The organism is Methylicorpusculum oleiharenae (assembly GCF_009828925.2).
GTDB lineage: Bacteria > Pseudomonadota > Gammaproteobacteria > Methylococcales > Methylomonadaceae > Methylicorpusculum > Methylicorpusculum oleiharenae.
On sequence record NZ_WUTY02000001.1, the window covers coordinates 2,338,362 to 2,353,517 of the forward strand.

Here is a 15,156-nt window from a genome sequence, read left to right on the forward strand (position 1 = left end):
GGTCTATCCGAATTCAGAGGTATTTAAAGATGGAAGTCATTCTTCTTGAGAAAGTGGCCAACCTGGGTAATCTGGGCGATAAAGTAACCATTAAATCCGGTTACGGACGTAATTATCTTGTGCCGACAGGTAAAGCTGTTCCTGCGACAGCGAAAAAAATCGCCGAGTTTGAAGCACGCCGCGCCGATTTAGAAAAAGCGGCTGCTGAGCGGATTAAAGCGGCGCAAGCAAGAGCCGAGCAGCTTAACAGTCTGGAAGTCTCTATTGCCCATAAAGCCGGAGATGAAGGTAAATTGTTCGGTTCTATCGGAACACAAAACATTGCTGAAGCACTCACCAGTGCCGGTGCAAAAGTTGAAAAGCATGAAGTGCGTTTACCACAGGGCGTTATACGTCATTTGGGTCAGTACAAAATTGATATCGATTTACACTCTGATGTGGTTGCAACCGTATCCGTTAATGTAGTCGCTGAGTAATTTTTACCAAAGTACTCTTTTTTTTGGCAGGTTAAGAGTAACCCAACATGTTCGTCCAGATCAGTTGGGTTATGCTCTAACAAGCCGGTTCAAACGCTATCCCCACGCTGTTCAACATCTTATTTATCGCAGCTCTGCTTGTTAAATTATCATTTGGTATCGGCTCTTGAGAAAGGTTAAGCTTACGCTGACTATTTTGGAAGTGTGTTGATGCGAACAATTTATTCTGCTGCCTTTTATCTATTGCTGCCCTTTGTACTCTTGCGTCTGCTTTGGCGAAGTATCAAAGCCCCGGAATACCGCAGGCGTTTAGGCGAGCGATTGGGCTGGTACAGCAATAAAGATTCCAATTCCGTTGTCTGGTTTCATGCGGTTTCGGTAGGAGAGGCCGAAGCCTTGTTTTCGCTGGTAAAACGTATCCAGCAGCTTTACCCTTCTCAACCGCTGTTAATCACAACAATGACACCTACCGGTTCTGCCCGGGTGGTTGCCGCGCTGGGCGATACGGTCGAACATGTTTATCTGCCTTATGATATTCCGTTTGCCATTCAGCGATTCTTTGCTCATTTTAAGCCACGTCTGGCCGTCATTATGGAAACGGAGTTGTGGCCCAATCTCTTCGCTGCCTGTGCCGAAGCCGATGTGCCTCTCTATGTGGTTAATGCCCGACTTTCAGAAAAATCCGCAGTCCGTTATCAAAAAATACCCTGGATTATCGGTCCCACTTTACAAACAATTACCCGTATTCTGACTCAGTCCCGGCAGGATGCTGAGCGGTTTAAGGCCATAGGCGCACTGGAAAGTCAGATTGAAAATACCGGCAATATTAAGTTTGATATGGAAATAGCGCAGGGTTTGCGGGAAGAAGGGCGGCAGATCAGGTCAACGGTATTGGGTTCTCGGTTTGTCTGGATTATCGCCAGTACCCATAAACCGGAAGAAGACCTGTTTTTAAGCTTATACCAGCAGTTGAAGCCCGATTATCCCGAATTGTTGCTGATATTAGTGCCAAGGCATCCGCAGCGCTTCAGTGAAGTTCAAAAGTTGATTGAACTGCATGATTTAAAAAGTGTAACGAGATCATCCGGTTCGGTTTGTACCAGCTGCACCGATGTTTTTCTGGTTGACCGGATGGGTGAATTGAAACCATTTTATGCGGCTTCAGACCTGGCTTTTGTGGGTGGCAGCATGGCGCCTGTGGGAGGTCATAATATTTTGGAACCGGCTGCTTTGGGTGTGCCGGTTATGTTTGGTCCTTTTATGGCTAATTTCAGGGAAATCGAGCAAAAGGTGCTGGAAGCGGGAGCCGCTATACAATGTCAAGATGCTCAGGCCATCATTGATAACTTTATAAAACTTAAAAACGATGAGCCCCTGAGGCGCCAACTGATTAATGAAGGTTTAAGTTTTGTTGGCCGGAATCAAGGTGCGCTAGAAAAAATCGTTCAACACTTGAGCGACTCGATGGCCCGTCAATCTCATTGAATATACAGGGCTTAATCCGAACTGAAGCGAGTAAACCAGATATCGATCTCTTCAATCTTGTCGATGGAAAGTCAGCCGGACCAGATTTTCAAGGCGATGAGGTTGCGAATATAGTCGTTGCGGGCTTTAAGGTGATCCATCTGAGCCCTGTGAGGCTCGGCGATGTGAATCCGGCACATCGATAATGGTTGCCGCGCCCAATTTAGAATGACTGGCGATAACATTTAAAAACGATGTTCTGGTTTCAAACTCAATTTTGCGGCGGATTCTTTCATTCTCCTGTTTGGCAATCATCAATCGGGCAACCGTTTCTTTGACGGTGGCATCCACACTCGGCCGCCTTCATTTAAAGAAATATTGACTTGTAAATTTGCCGAGCTCACATTGTAAGGCGGTTGAAAGCGGTTATCATAGCCTTGGTCTGAATAAGTATGAGACAACAATAAAGCCAATTGCGGCAAATGTTTGGCAGTTGCTCCGGACAGATTTTTCTCTGCTGCCTCAATTCCGGATTTAAATCCATCTGGGATGGAAGCTTTTCAACGCTGTCATTCCGGGATGGATTGCTGGAATCTAGATCGCAAGGATGTGAAAGTCCAAAGCCATCCATGGCTTCCGGACCCTGGCAATCAGTGCCGGGGAGACGCACACTTTTAACGCAAATATAGCCAATCTAATCCCCTTTAATATTCAAATTAAACTACTCTGTTATGCTTATTTTGCTGGCTTGATAATCGTCTGGGTTGTAGGTTTTTTCAGTTCGACTTCGATGAATTTGTTCTCGCCGATACTCTGGCATTAATGAGAGAGATTAGCCGATCTGTGTTTTCCTCTCTGCCGAATAGTTTTTTAAGCGGGAAATCAACGCGGGGTTTTATTCTGCAAGTGGTTAGGGTTATTCAGTAGTTTGCTGTGTATAATTCGCTGTATTCCCATGTTGGATTCAGCGTAAATTAGATGTCCTAATTGGTCTTGCAGTTTTCAATTCCCCTTAATGATGCATAGGAAAGCTCGGTTTTGCCAACTCTTAAAACCGGTGTATGGATTCCCTGCTCGGTGTTAGCAGTAAATACTGTTAATAGGTCTGCTTTTTTCTGTCTGATGTTCGCTTTTTATATTTCTCAGTTGTTTTAAATTGGCTTACACTTCTTGTGAAAGCGCATCTCCCTCTCGTTTCTTATTAACCATGTCCTGCTTTAATTCCGCTCTCTTTAAAAACTTAACGCTTATTTTGATAAGTTGTTGTTCGATAGTGTTTTTTAATTTTTACGAAAGATACCAGTTAGTTGGGCCTGAACTCATTGAAAATGCTGATTTCAGTAATGGCCTGGCTCATTGGCAACACACCGGTAATGTCAGTGCTTTGACTTTGCAAAACGAAGTGAGTGCAAAATTGGAATCAACCGTTCCGGTCGAGTCCGCGTACATGTCCCAGATTATCCGTCCAAGCATTCAGACCCGTTTAGTAAAGTTGGACTGCGAAATCAAAACAGAAAATATTATCAATGGCGACATGAGCTGGAAAACAGCTCGAGTCGTTTTGGTTTCCTTTAATGCTGAGGGTGATGCCATGTACAGTCTTCCTCATGTGCTTGTTCGTCAACAAGGAAGCAGGGATTGGATGCGGTACGAAAAGGTTTTTGCGATCCCTGGTGATGTGTCAAAAATGATGGTGGCTGCGCAGCTTATCAAGAGTACGGGAAGCTTATGGATAAAGTCGATCAGTTTGCGTCCTGTGACGCTTAAAACCGCATTCAGGGACTATCGGCTAGCACTATTGCTGATCTGGGTGGTGATCTTGCTCTGGGTATCCGTTCCCTTTTTTAAGTCCGGATTCAGTAGCTTGAAACAGGGTTTTGTTCTCATACTGGCAACAGGGGTTATTTTGGGAGTTCTTATGCCGGAGAGTATGAAGGAGTCAATGGGCGCGGCAATCCTAGCATCCGATACTGTGGCATCTGCATCCTATGTTCCCTCTCAATTTAACAATACTCAATCATTTAACTTGAATCCGCATTTGCCGGATTTGGACCTGCATAAAGCAGGGCATTTTGTGCTGTTTACCTTGCTGTCAATTGCTGTTGTCGGTGGTCGGCCTTATAAAAAATCTACCGCATGTCTGCTCGCTTATTTGGTATTGTTTGCTTTCATTAGCGAAGTTTTGCAACTGTTTATGGACGGACGCACCGCTCAGTTGGGTGATATTTTGATTGATAGCGGGGGGATCATAACCGGATATTTAGTGTCCTTGTTATGGCTGCACCTGATTGTGGATCAGAACAATAGATCCTTTTAAATGAAGGGAGCATTGCTAATGCATTGCAAAGCATTTATGCAGCGACTGGGTTAGCAAGCAAAGACGATCTGCAGCACATGCCTAATGTTAATAAGCTTTGCTGCTTATAAATCCTTTAAACACGGTTAAAAAGAATATCTTGATATCTAGCCAGAGCGACCATTTGCTGATGTATTCAAGGTCGTATCTGATACGCCCATCCATTTTTTCCAGGGTGTCTGTTTCGCCCCGAAAGCCCTTTATTTGCGCAAGACCGGTAATACCCGGTTTTACTTTGTGTCTCAGCATGTAGCCTTTAATCTTGGTTCGGTACAGTTCGTTGTGAGCAACGGCGTGAGGTCTGGGGCCGATGATCGACATGTGGCCTTGCAATACATTGATAAACTGGGGTAACTCATCTAATGACGTGCGTCTTAAGAATGCACCCAGTTTGGTGATGCGGGCATCATTTTGTGTGGCTTGTTTGACGTTGTCACCGTTATCGCAGGTAGTCATGGAACGGAATTTCCAAACCAGTATTTCTTCACCTTTAAAGCCGTACCGCCGCTGTTTGAATATGATGGGGCCAGGGCTGGTCAATTTAATGCTGATGGCGATTATCAGCATGGGAATTGCAATGATGATCAGAATGATGGATGCAGCGATGATGTCGAACATGCGTTTAACCGCGCCATCTATCCCATAAAAAGGCGTGTCGTAAATACTGACGATAGGAATGCCCTCTAGATGGCTCCAGCGGGAACGCAATAAATCAAACACAAATAGATCGGGTACAAAGTAAACGGAAACGGTAGTATCAGCCAGTTCACCCAGGATAAACTTAATCCGGTCTTGTGCTTTTAATTCCAGGGTAATGTAGACGATGTCAATTTCGCCTTGCTTTGCTCTGATGACAACATCGTTAATATTGCCGGCCAGATCTTCGCTTTCTGCCAGTATTCGCTGTTTTTGTTTAATTCTTCTGTCGTCGAATATTCCGGTGAGATTAAGTCCAAGCCAACTTTCAGTCGTTAAGATTTGGGCAATTTCATGGCCTAAGCGGGTGGAACCTATAATGGCTACGGTCCTTGAGTTTCTGCCTAAAGATCTGATCAACGTGAGTCCGGTAAAAATGGCAAAATGCCAGATAAATAAGGACAACGGGGCAAGATTAACCCAAACCATGAAGTAAAATTCCTGATCTTCATTGATGACAGGGTAATAGAATCGCGCCATAGAAATCACAAAAATAACGCCAATCCATGATAAGGCAAGGCTGCGTCCTGTGCTGGAGAAGTTATTGCCTCTAAATCGATCGTAGACTCTTAATAATTCAGCGAAAAATGCAAAGCCCAATGTAGACAGCAATAACCACAGAGAATAGTTGGTATCCCATTCCAGGTAGTAATATTCAACAATCCCACCTAATACCGCAGAAATAATGACCATATCAGAAAGGCGGTACAATGCCTTTAATTGGGTGTCAAATTGTCTTATCAATCCTTTGTCTAAGCTTGTCATAGGGTGATACCAGGAATTAAATTTATTACGTCAAGTTACTTTGTGCTCTAGCAGGATACTCATTTTTTTACAAGATATTGTTGATATACCGGTGAATCATATAGTTTCCCTGACATGTTGTGAGTTAATAAAATGTTATAAGCGATATGTTATCCTGTGGCAACCAATGCACAGTCAGGCTTATTTTGTTTCCGGGCATTAAAGAGGATCCAATCGCCCAGCGCCTTTTGAAGGCAGCGTGGTGATGGTTTGAGAAACTCTCCATGAGCGGATTTTTTCATCTATCTGTCAACACTGAATTAAATGACGGCCAGGGAATAAAGGTAAGGATAAACTTCGTGTCAAACTGTGAATTAATCCGCACTTTTTTCTAAAAATGATTATTTCTCTGCTACCCGGTTATGTTGGATAAGCCTGGAAAAAAAGCTTTTCTTCGCGGGTGAGCGCTCAACATGCCGTATTTCCAGGCTGAACGTACTCTTAACTATAGAATTTGGGCATACAAACTGGATTTTTACTATGGGATTGTAGCTTGCTAATATGACGAACTGCTTAATTCAGATCTAAAGGCTCAGTGATTTTTTAGGTCAAATTAAAGATACGCGACCGGTAGTTTTGAAACCGGCCGCGTAAAAGATAACGGTTTAAGGTGTTAAACCTTCGCCGACTGTTATGACTTTTAGTGCGTTGGTGCCGCCCTCGATACCGGTCAGGTCGCCTTTAGTGATAATGAATTTATCACCATTTTTGGCCTGTCCGCGTTTACGGAGGCGATTAACGATGGACCGGTTGACCTCTGCATGATCCAGTTGGTCATTTTTGAAGTAAAACGGAAACACTCCTCGGTACAAGGTCACTTTTCCCAGCGTTTCCTCTTGGCTGCTGAACGCAAAGATAGGAATGCCTGAGCTGATTCTGGACATCCACAAGGGCGTGGAGCCGGATTCAGTCAGTGTGGCAATGCCGTTGATGGTCGTGTGATTAGCCATGTACATGGCAGACATGGCAATGGCTTCGTCGACGCGGTCGAATTGAACATCCAGACGATGATCCGAAACCCTCACACTAGGCTGCTTTTCCGTTTCCATACAAATCCGCACCATCGCTTCAACCGCTTTGACCGGGTATTTGCCCGATGCGGTTTCCGCTGACAACATGATGGCGTCCGTACCATCAACAATCGCATTGGCGACATCGAATACTTCAGCCCGGGTTGGGATAGGATTTTCTATCATGGACTCCATCATCTGCGTTGCCGTGATGGCAACACGATTCAGTTCCCGCGTCCGTTTAATCAGGTGTTTTTGTACGGCGGGCAGGTTGGCATCCCCAATTTCCACGCCCAAATCTCCCCGAGCAACCATGATCACGTCCGAGGCAAGAATGATTTCATCAATCACTTCCAACGCTTCAGCACGTTCTACTTTTGCGACGATACCGGCATGGCAGCCTTCTGCCAATAACAGTTCTCGTGCCTCATGAAGATCAGCTGCGCAACGAGGAAAAGACACGGCGACAAAATCGCAACCGATTTTGCCAATGGTTTTAATGTCTTCTTTGTCCTTTTCGGTTAAGGCTGCGGCAGATAGACCACCACCCAACAAATTGATGCCTTTGTTGTTGGATAAGTCACCGCCGACAACTACTTCGCAATCCACGCGCGAGCCATCGGTTTTGACAACATCAAGCACGATTCTTCCATCATCAAGTAATAAACGGCTTCCTGGTTTGACTTCTTTTGCCAGGGGTTTGTAAGTGATGCCTACTTGGGTTTCATCGCCATCGTTGATGCCCAGGTTCATATCAAGTGCAAAGGGTTCGCCTTCTTTGAGCAAAACCTTGGTGTTCCTAAATCGTGCAATGCGGATTTTTGGGCCTTGCAAATCTGCCAATATGCCGACTCGGCGTCCTGTTGCGTTGCTTAGCGCTCTGACCTGATTGGCCCTGTCAATATGATCTTGAGCAGAGCCGTGTGAAAAGTTTAATCTAACGACATCAAGTCCGGCTTTGAAGAGTTCTTCAAGTACGCCGGGCTTGTCCGTAGCCGGTCCAAGTGTGGCCAATATTTTGGTTCTTCTTAGCATAGAGGGGGTTGAATTATTTTGCATTAAAAAGTGCAACCGTAGTGTCTAACATGCGATTTGAAAAGCCCCATTCATTGTCATACCACGATAAGACTTTCACGAAGTTGCCACCGGTAACTTTAGTCAGAGCCGGTTCGTAGATAGAAGAGGCTGGATTGTGGTTGAAATCTATAGATACCAGGGGAAGATCGTTTACGGCCAATATGCCGTTAGATTTTTCCGATGCAGCTCTCAAAACACTGTCCACTTCGTCTTTTGTAGTCGGTTTTGATGCCTGAAAAGTCAAATCGACCACAGATACATTGATCGTAGGCACACGCATCGCAAAGCCATCCAGTTTGCCGGCCAATTCAGGCAGTACGAGACCGACTGCAGCAGCAGCACCGGTTTTGGTTGGGATCATTGATTGTGTGGCTGAACGGGCGCGGCGTAAATCGCTGTGATATACGTCAGTTAGTACCTGGTCGTTGGTGTAGGAGTGAATGGTGGTCATCAATCCATGTTCAACACCGATTGCATCATGCAATGGTTTAACCAGAGGTGCCAGACAGTTAGTGGTACATGATGCATTGGAAATAACGGTATCGGATGCTTTTAAAACCTGGTGATTCACGCCAAAAACAATGGTTGCATCAACATCGTTGCCGCCGGGAGCAGAGATGATCACTTTTTTTGCGCCTGCAGTGATGTGTGCAGAAGCTTTGGCTTTGCTGGTGAAAAAGCCGGTACATTCGTGCACAACGTCTACCCCTAATTCTCCCCAAGGCAGTTTTGACGGATCTCTTTCAGAGAACACTCTGATTTTATCGCCGTTGATTACCAGGTAGTCGCCGTCAACGCCGACTTGTCCGGGGAATTTGCCGTGCACGCTGTCAAATTGAGTTAAATGTGCGTTTGTTGCTGAATCACCCAGGTCGTTGATAGCAACGATTTGGATTTCACTGGTGCGGCCTGCTTCATACAATGCGCGCAGAATATTGCGCCCAATACGACCATAACCATTAATTGCAACTTTGATTGGCATAGAGTTTCTCCGGTTGGTTGATAATTTCAATTGAGGTGGAAGCAACGCCGCCAAGGAAAAAGCCGACAAAAACCTTAGCGGGTTTTTTCGGAAATCATCTACAGACAACGAGGTTTACTGTAGATTTATAAAACCAATGGCATTGAACTATTGATTTTAGCTTTGCGTCCATGCAATGCGGTAATTGTAAAAAATTCAACAATTCCCTCAGGGCAAAAAAATTAGGCTTAAGTTTACCAAATTTAGGCGAACGCCGTCTATCGCTCAAAGATTTTAGAGGAATATAGAGCAGTTGGCGGAGTTAAATTAAATTTCTCTGTAACTCAAGGCCGGTTTAAGTTAAGTGAAATGCTTCACTTGATTTCCCGCTCAGATTTATTCTTTTACTCACATTATCAGTAATAAAGAATGACCTGGCTGTTTAAAGCTTTTTGCGTACATTTACTATAAAAAGATACCCTAGGAATTGAGATATAGGTAAATAACCATTTTGTATAAAAAGTAGACAATTTAAAGAAACGGTAAAAAGTATACGGCGTCAGCCTGAGTGTCGGCAAGATATGCATAGAGTTATCCCCAGTATTTGTGAGTAACTCGATAAGTTTAATAAGGTTAATCACTTAGCGGATTTTTGTGTACAAAGTCTAAAAGCTGCCGCTGTTAACAGGACATCAATTTTCAAGAAGCTGAGGCGATCAAATCGAGGATTCTTTGTATAGTGATGATGATTTCTGATGGGTCGGATAACCAAAGACAACACCTGCAGGCGGTATTCGATATTTCTTTCAACTAAACCTTGTCAAAAAAATACAGTGACCAGCATGTCAAGTCGAAGTAGGGTCATATTGTTACACTCAATCCTGACTTTTAGACAAGCAGGCTTGAGGATCAGAAATCAGATTATTTGACAACTCTCAGTTTGGGTCTGTTTGGGGATTTGCCGGGTGGAGTGGGCAGTGGGTCGGTTTCGTCGTATTCTTCCTGATCAAAAATCATCCCTTTGCCGTTTTCTTTTGCATAAATTGCGAGAACCGCTTTGATGGGGACGATGATATGCATCGGTTTTCCGCTGAACCGGGCGTTAAATTCTACAGTTTCATTACCCAGTGTAAGTCCGTGTATTGCTTCCGGCCTAATATTCAGTACAATTTTGCCATCTTCCACATAATTTCTGGGTAAAACGGTTCCTTCTTTTTCGGAGTCAACCAGCATGTGAGGCGTTAGATCATTATCCAAGACCCATTCGTATATCGAACGAATCAAATAAGGCTTTATCGGGGTCATCTAGGTAATTCACCCATTTCTTTTTCGGCGCTGCTTAAACTTGCAATAAATGCCGGTCTTCTGAATAAGCGGTTGGCATAATTGCGCAATGCTTCGCCGGTAGTCGATAATTCAATGCCCATGCTGGGAAGCCGCCACAACAGAGGCGCCATTGTGCAATCGATTAAAGAAAATTCATCGCTCATGAAAAACGGGCGGGCTTCAAAAATTTGACCGGCAGAAAGCAGGCTTTCTTTAAGTAATTTTTTGGCGCGTGCCGATTTTTTTTCACCGGAAACGAGAATTTCATCCATCAAAGAATACCAATCCTGATCAATTCGTTTAATGATCATCCTGGCGTTTGCGCGAGAGACGGGGTCCATTTGATGAAGAGGGGGATGGGGGAATCGTTCGTCCAGGTATTCCATTATAATGCGTGAATCATAGAGCACCAATCCACGTTCTATAAGCGTTGGTGAAACACCTGTCGGGTTTAATTCAAGCAGATCCTCAGGAGGTTCATTGGTGTCGTAATATTCTATGTCGGCCGTTATTCCTTTTTCGTGCAAGACGAGGCGGGCTCCGTGACTTAATGCGCAAGTGGGTGAAGAAAAAAGCGTCATAACTGATCTACGAGTATGGGTATTGGCCACAAAACAAAACCTCTTTCGATACACAACAAAAAAGAGGTGAGTATATCATGAAAAAACAGTGTTATTTGCCGATCCTCGGCGCTAACTGAAAGCTGGAAACGTCCCTGTTTTCTGAATAATCTTAATGCAGATCTTTCCAGTATTCTTTTTTGAGCAAATACGAAAGTATGAAAATCATAAAGATAAAGAATAAAACATACTTGCCCATTCGCTCTCTTTCCAGTTTAACCGGCTCACCGACATAGACCAGGAAGTTGGTCAAGTCATTGATCATGATATCGAATTCCTTTTCTGACAATTGGCCGGCTTCTTTGATAGACAGTTTTTCTATGACTTCTCTGCCATCGACATTTTTATAGACAGGCGTTTGTTCGCCTTGAAGCTGCCATAGCACATTAGGCATGCCAACATCAGGGAATACTGTGTTATTGACGCCTAAGGGTTTGGATTTGTCGGTATAGAACCCTTTGAGGTAATTGTAAATCCAATCTTCACCCCGTGAGCGGGCGATCAAAGACAAATCAGGCGGCATGATGCCAAACCATTTCTCCGCATCGTGAGCATTCATGGCTGAGGTCATCTTGTCGTAAATGTTGGCGCCCAATGGAGCGATTTCTTTCAGCACTTTGTCTTCCTTGAGATCAAAATCGATAGCAATACGCAAATAGCGAATGTGTTTGGCCGAGTGACACCCTAAACAATAGGTTACAAAATGCTTCGCACCCCGTTCCAGGGATGCGTTATTCGTCAGATCGATGTCTGCTTTCTGTAGTTGAAGGCCTTCACTGGCAAGCACTGTGAAGGGGAGCATGAATATTAAAAATAATGTGAGTAATTTATTCATAATCAATCGAGGCTTTCTTTTAGTTTTTTTGCCAAACGAACAACTACGTTTGCCATGCCGTTAAAGTTAGGTTTTCTCCTCACTACAGTTGTTCCATCCTCCTTGGTGATCGGGGTTTTGACTGTAATTTCTTCGAATGTCTCAATCAGGGCCGGTATTCGGTCTTCAAGGCTGGTCACCGGGGTTAATCGCGACGGCACTTTCTTGAATTTTTCCCAGCGAGAGTAAATCGGCATCAACAAGAAGAAGCCGAAGTAGATGGCGGTGAATATCCGTGCAAAAGTTGTCGCGGTCGGTGTTGCCGGTTGAGTGCCTAAATAACCCAGGCTGACAAAACTGATAACAAACAAGAGCAAGGCTTTTTTGTATATCCCACCGCGGTAACGGATAGAGCGTACTTCGCTACGATCCAACCAAGGCAAAAGAAACAGCACAACGATGGCGCCTCCCATTGCAATTACTCCGGCAAATTTATCCGGTACTGCTCTGAGAATGGCATAGAAAGGTGTGAAATACCAAACCGGTGCGATGTGTTCCGGTGTTTTTAATGGATCGGCCGGTATGAAGTTGGCGTGTTCAAGGAAATATCCTCCCATTTCCGGCATGTAAAAAATGACAGTGGCAAAAAAGAATAAAAATACCGCAACACCGACAAGATCTTTAACGGTGTAATAAGGGTGAAATGGAACGCCGTCCACGGGATGGCCCCATGGGTCCTTGAATTCTTTTATATTAATGCCGTCCGGATTATTAGATCCCACTTCATGTAAGGCTATGATGTGCAGCAGAACCAGCAAGACCAGGACCAGAGGAACCGAGATGACGTGGAAGGCAAAGAAGCGGTTCAGTGTCGCATCAGAGACAACGTAATCACCTCTGACCCATAATGACAGTTCGTCACCAATAACCGGTATGGCGCTGAATAGTGAGATGATTACCTGAGCACCCCAATAAGACATTTGTCCCCAAGGCAGCAAATAACCCATAAACGCTTCAGCCATCAACGCAACAAACAGCAGCATGCCGAATATCCAGATCAACTCACGTGGCTGCTTGAATGAGCCGTACATGATGCCTCTGAACATATGCAGATAAATCACTATAAAAAAGGCCGATGCGCCGGTTGAGTGCATATAACGAACCAGCCATCCCCAGTTGACATCCCGCATGATGTATTCGACTGAATCAAAAGCCAGTTTGGCATCCGGCTTATAGTTCATCGTCAACAGAATGCCGGTCACAAATTGATTGACCAGAACCAGTAAGGCCAGTGAGCCGAAAAAATACCAGAAGTTAAAGTTTTTGGGCGCATAGTAATGCGCCATATGATCATTCCAAAGTTTGGTCAGTGGGAACCTGTCCAGGACCCAGTTGCCACAATCAGTCCAGCGATTTGATTTCATGCTGCCTTCTCCACGGTGTCTTCACCAATGATTATCAAGGAGTCATTGACATAGCGATGAGGGGGGATCTCAAGATTAGTCGGTGCCGGTACTCCCCGGTAGACGCGTCCGGCCAGATCGAACCAAGAGCCGTGGCAAGGACAGAAAAAACCGCCTTTCCAATCATTGCCTAAATCGACGGGGGCTATTTCAGGCCTGAAGGTCGGCGAGCAACCCAAGTGCGTACACAAACCGACTGCGATGAAAATATCAGGCTTGATCGATCGATTGGGATTTTTACTGTAAGGCGGTTGAATAGATTCGTTTGAAAGAGGGTCTCTTAATTTGTCATTAAGTGTCGAAAGAGTCGTTAAAACCTCTTCTGTGCGATTGACTATCCATACGGGCTTTCCACGCCAGGCAACTCTGATAAGTTGCCCTGTTTCCATTTTGCTGATATCGACTTGTACTGGAGCGCCTGCAGCCATGGCTTTCGCGCTGGGTTGCATTTGCGCAAGAAACGGAACGGCCAAATAGCCTGTACCAACCGCACCGACTACAGTGAGGGCCGAGGTCAGAAATTGGCGTTTTGATTTGTCGACGCCTTCATTATTCATAGGTAACACTCCTGGTTATTACTGAGCTACAGGTGACTCTTTTATTATTTTTATCGGGCCAATATACCACTTCATCTGAGGTTAATTGAAGTAATAAAATTGAAATTTACTCAACTCAGCGACTTATCAGCTGATCTGTCGATGCGTGAAATGAAAAGTTCTTTTCGTATCATATTTATATTATTGATTTTCTGAATAAAATCAGATTTTCCATGCGGATGTTGAGTGTTTGGGAAGAAGGACGCAGACTAACATCTCTCGACAGTGGGATAAGGATTAAGTGCTGCTTTTCGTTGAGCTGGTGACCGGACAACTTAAACCTGTCATTCCATGTTAGAGGTGCTAGTATTGTTGGGTAATAGCTATCTTGATCTTCCCTTTTGATCATTCTGATAATAATTCAATCGCGGAGCCCTTATGCCGGTGGAAGCCCCACAGCCAATCATATTGATTGTTGACGATTTACCAGAGAATCTGGCCGTCCTTAGCGAATTATTACAACCTTATTACGATGTGAGAGCGGCCACCTCGGGTCAAAAAGCTTTACGTGTGGCACATATTGAACCTTACCCGGACCTGATTCTGCTCGATGTGATGATGCCGGAAATGAATGGTTATCAGGTATTCGAACAATTGAGGGCAGATCCGATCACTCATGATATTCCGGTGATTTTTGTTACCGCTATGGATAGCAAGGAAGCGGAATTGCATGGCCTTAATACAGGGGCCGTGGACTATATAACCAAACCGATTATCCTTCCCATTGTTTTAGCCAGGGTGCATACCCAGCTCGAACTAAAACAAGCGCGTCAACACCTGGTAAACCAGAATGCGTGGCTGGAAGCCGAGGTTGCGCGCAGGATGATGGAAAATGAGCTTATTCAGGAAGTTAGCATTCGTGCGTTGGCGCATCTTGCCGAAATACGTGATTCGGAAACAGGCTATCACATTCTTCGTACACAAGGTTATGTAGAGCAATTGGCAGTGGGCCTGCAAAAAAATCCTGATTATACGGATGCATTAACAAACAGTTATATCAAGTTATTGACCCGTTCGGCGCCATTGCATGATATAGGCAAAGTAGGGATTCCTGATGCAATACTCCGAAAACCGGGGCCACTTACACCGCAAGAGTGGGATATTATGAAGACTCATGCACAGTTGGGCAGTGATGCAATAGAGTTTGCTGAGCGGGATACGGTCGAGTCAGTGGAGTTTCTTTCTCTGGCCAAAGAAATTGCCCGTTGGCATCATGAAAAATGGAATGGCAGCGGTTATCCTGATGGTTTGATTGGCGATGCTACGCCCATTTCAGCCCGAATTATGGCCTTGGCGGATGTGTTTGACGCATTGATTTCCCCGCGCGTCTATAAACTGCCTATGCCTTATGAGCATGCCAGGGACATTATCTTGAAAGGACGGGGTACTCATTTTGACCCTGATGTAGTCGATATCTTCATTTCCAAATTTGATGTTTTCTGTGAAATTGCCGATCGTTACCGCGATTCTCACTCGGACTGCGAACCATGATT

Annotated in this window: 14 protein-coding genes; 4 read left to right on the forward strand and 10 right to left on the reverse strand. The window is 44.7% G+C overall.

What is annotated here, in order from left to right:
* Positions 1-29 precede the first annotated feature (29 nt).
* Together rplI and waaA are read left to right on the forward strand one after the other, a co-directional pair.
* Positions 30-476 carry a 50S ribosomal protein L9 gene (rplI, locus tag GO003_RS10725; RefSeq protein WP_159658732.1) on the forward strand — a complete coding sequence of 149 codons (447 nt, stop codon included), beginning with the start codon at positions 30-32 and terminating at the stop codon, positions 474-476.
* A gap of 210 nt (positions 477-686) precedes the next feature.
* Positions 687-1,961, forward strand: coding sequence for a lipid IV(A) 3-deoxy-D-manno-octulosonic acid transferase (gene waaA / locus GO003_RS10730; protein ID WP_159658731.1), 1,275 nt, complete (start codon positions 687-689; stop codon positions 1,959-1,961).
* Positions 1,962-2,087: 126 nt separating this feature from the next.
* Here waaA and GO003_RS10735 read toward each other — a convergent pair whose 3' ends face one another.
* Together GO003_RS10735 and GO003_RS26560 are read right to left on the reverse strand one after the other, a co-directional pair.
* Positions 2,088-2,291, reverse strand: coding sequence for a hypothetical protein (locus GO003_RS10735; RefSeq protein ID WP_159658730.1), 204 nt, complete (start codon positions 2,289-2,291; stop codon positions 2,088-2,090).
* Complete coding sequence (locus GO003_RS26560; protein WP_407942116.1) at positions 2,255-2,491, reverse strand: TolC family protein; 237 nt, start codon at positions 2,489-2,491, stop codon at positions 2,255-2,257. Before GO003_RS26560 ends, GO003_RS10735 begins: the two co-directional genes overlap by 37 nt.
* A 722-nt stretch (positions 2,492-3,213) precedes the next feature.
* Between GO003_RS26560 and GO003_RS26395 the strand changes: the two genes are divergently transcribed.
* On the forward strand, positions 3,214-4,257 hold the full coding sequence (locus GO003_RS26395) for a VanZ family protein (protein ID WP_159658729.1): 1,044 nt from the start codon (positions 3,214-3,216) through the stop codon (positions 4,255-4,257).
* 87 nt (positions 4,258-4,344) lie between these two features.
* Here GO003_RS26395 and GO003_RS10745 read toward each other — a convergent pair whose 3' ends face one another.
* From GO003_RS10745 to petA, 8 genes are all read right to left on the reverse strand, one after another.
* Positions 4,345-5,757, reverse strand: coding sequence for an undecaprenyl-phosphate glucose phosphotransferase (locus tag GO003_RS10745; protein WP_231088940.1), 1,413 nt, complete (start codon positions 5,755-5,757; stop codon positions 4,345-4,347).
* A 644-nt stretch (positions 5,758-6,401) separates the two neighbouring features.
* Positions 6,402-7,841 (reverse strand): pyruvate kinase, encoded by a 1,440-nt coding sequence (gene pyk, locus GO003_RS10750; protein WP_159658757.1) that lies wholly within the window; start codon positions 7,839-7,841, stop codon positions 6,402-6,404.
* A gap of 13 nt (positions 7,842-7,854) precedes the next feature.
* Positions 7,855-8,865: a type I glyceraldehyde-3-phosphate dehydrogenase gene (gene gap / locus GO003_RS10755; RefSeq protein WP_159658728.1), complete on the reverse strand. Its 1,011-nt coding sequence runs from the start codon at positions 8,863-8,865 to the stop codon at positions 7,855-7,857.
* 900 nt (positions 8,866-9,765) lie between these two features.
* Complete coding sequence (locus GO003_RS10760; RefSeq protein WP_159658727.1) at positions 9,766-10,149, reverse strand: ClpXP protease specificity-enhancing factor; 384 nt, start codon at positions 10,147-10,149, stop codon at positions 9,766-9,768.
* On the reverse strand, positions 10,146-10,751 hold the full coding sequence (locus GO003_RS10765; protein WP_206444782.1) for a glutathione S-transferase N-terminal domain-containing protein: 606 nt from the start codon (positions 10,749-10,751) through the stop codon (positions 10,146-10,148). Before GO003_RS10765 ends, GO003_RS10760 begins: the two co-directional genes overlap by 4 nt.
* Positions 10,752-10,902: 151 nt before the next feature.
* Complete coding sequence (locus GO003_RS10770; protein ID WP_159658725.1) at positions 10,903-11,625, reverse strand: cytochrome c1; 723 nt, start codon at positions 11,623-11,625, stop codon at positions 10,903-10,905.
* A gap of 2 nt (positions 11,626-11,627) precedes the next feature.
* A complete protein-coding gene (locus GO003_RS10775; protein WP_159658724.1) occupies positions 11,628-13,028 on the reverse strand; it encodes a cytochrome b in 1,401 nt (466 codons plus the stop codon).
* On the reverse strand, positions 13,025-13,624 hold the full coding sequence (gene petA, locus GO003_RS10780; protein WP_159658723.1) for a ubiquinol-cytochrome c reductase iron-sulfur subunit: 600 nt from the start codon (positions 13,622-13,624) through the stop codon (positions 13,025-13,027). Before petA ends, GO003_RS10775 begins: the two co-directional genes overlap by 4 nt.
* 417 nt (positions 13,625-14,041) lie before the next feature.
* Here petA and GO003_RS10785 point away from each other — a divergent pair, with 417 nt between their 5' ends.
* Positions 14,042-15,154 carry a response regulator gene (locus GO003_RS10785; protein WP_159658722.1) on the forward strand — a complete coding sequence of 371 codons (1,113 nt, stop codon included), beginning with the start codon at positions 14,042-14,044 and terminating at the stop codon, positions 15,152-15,154.
* The last annotated feature ends 2 nt before the right edge of the window (positions 15,155-15,156 follow it).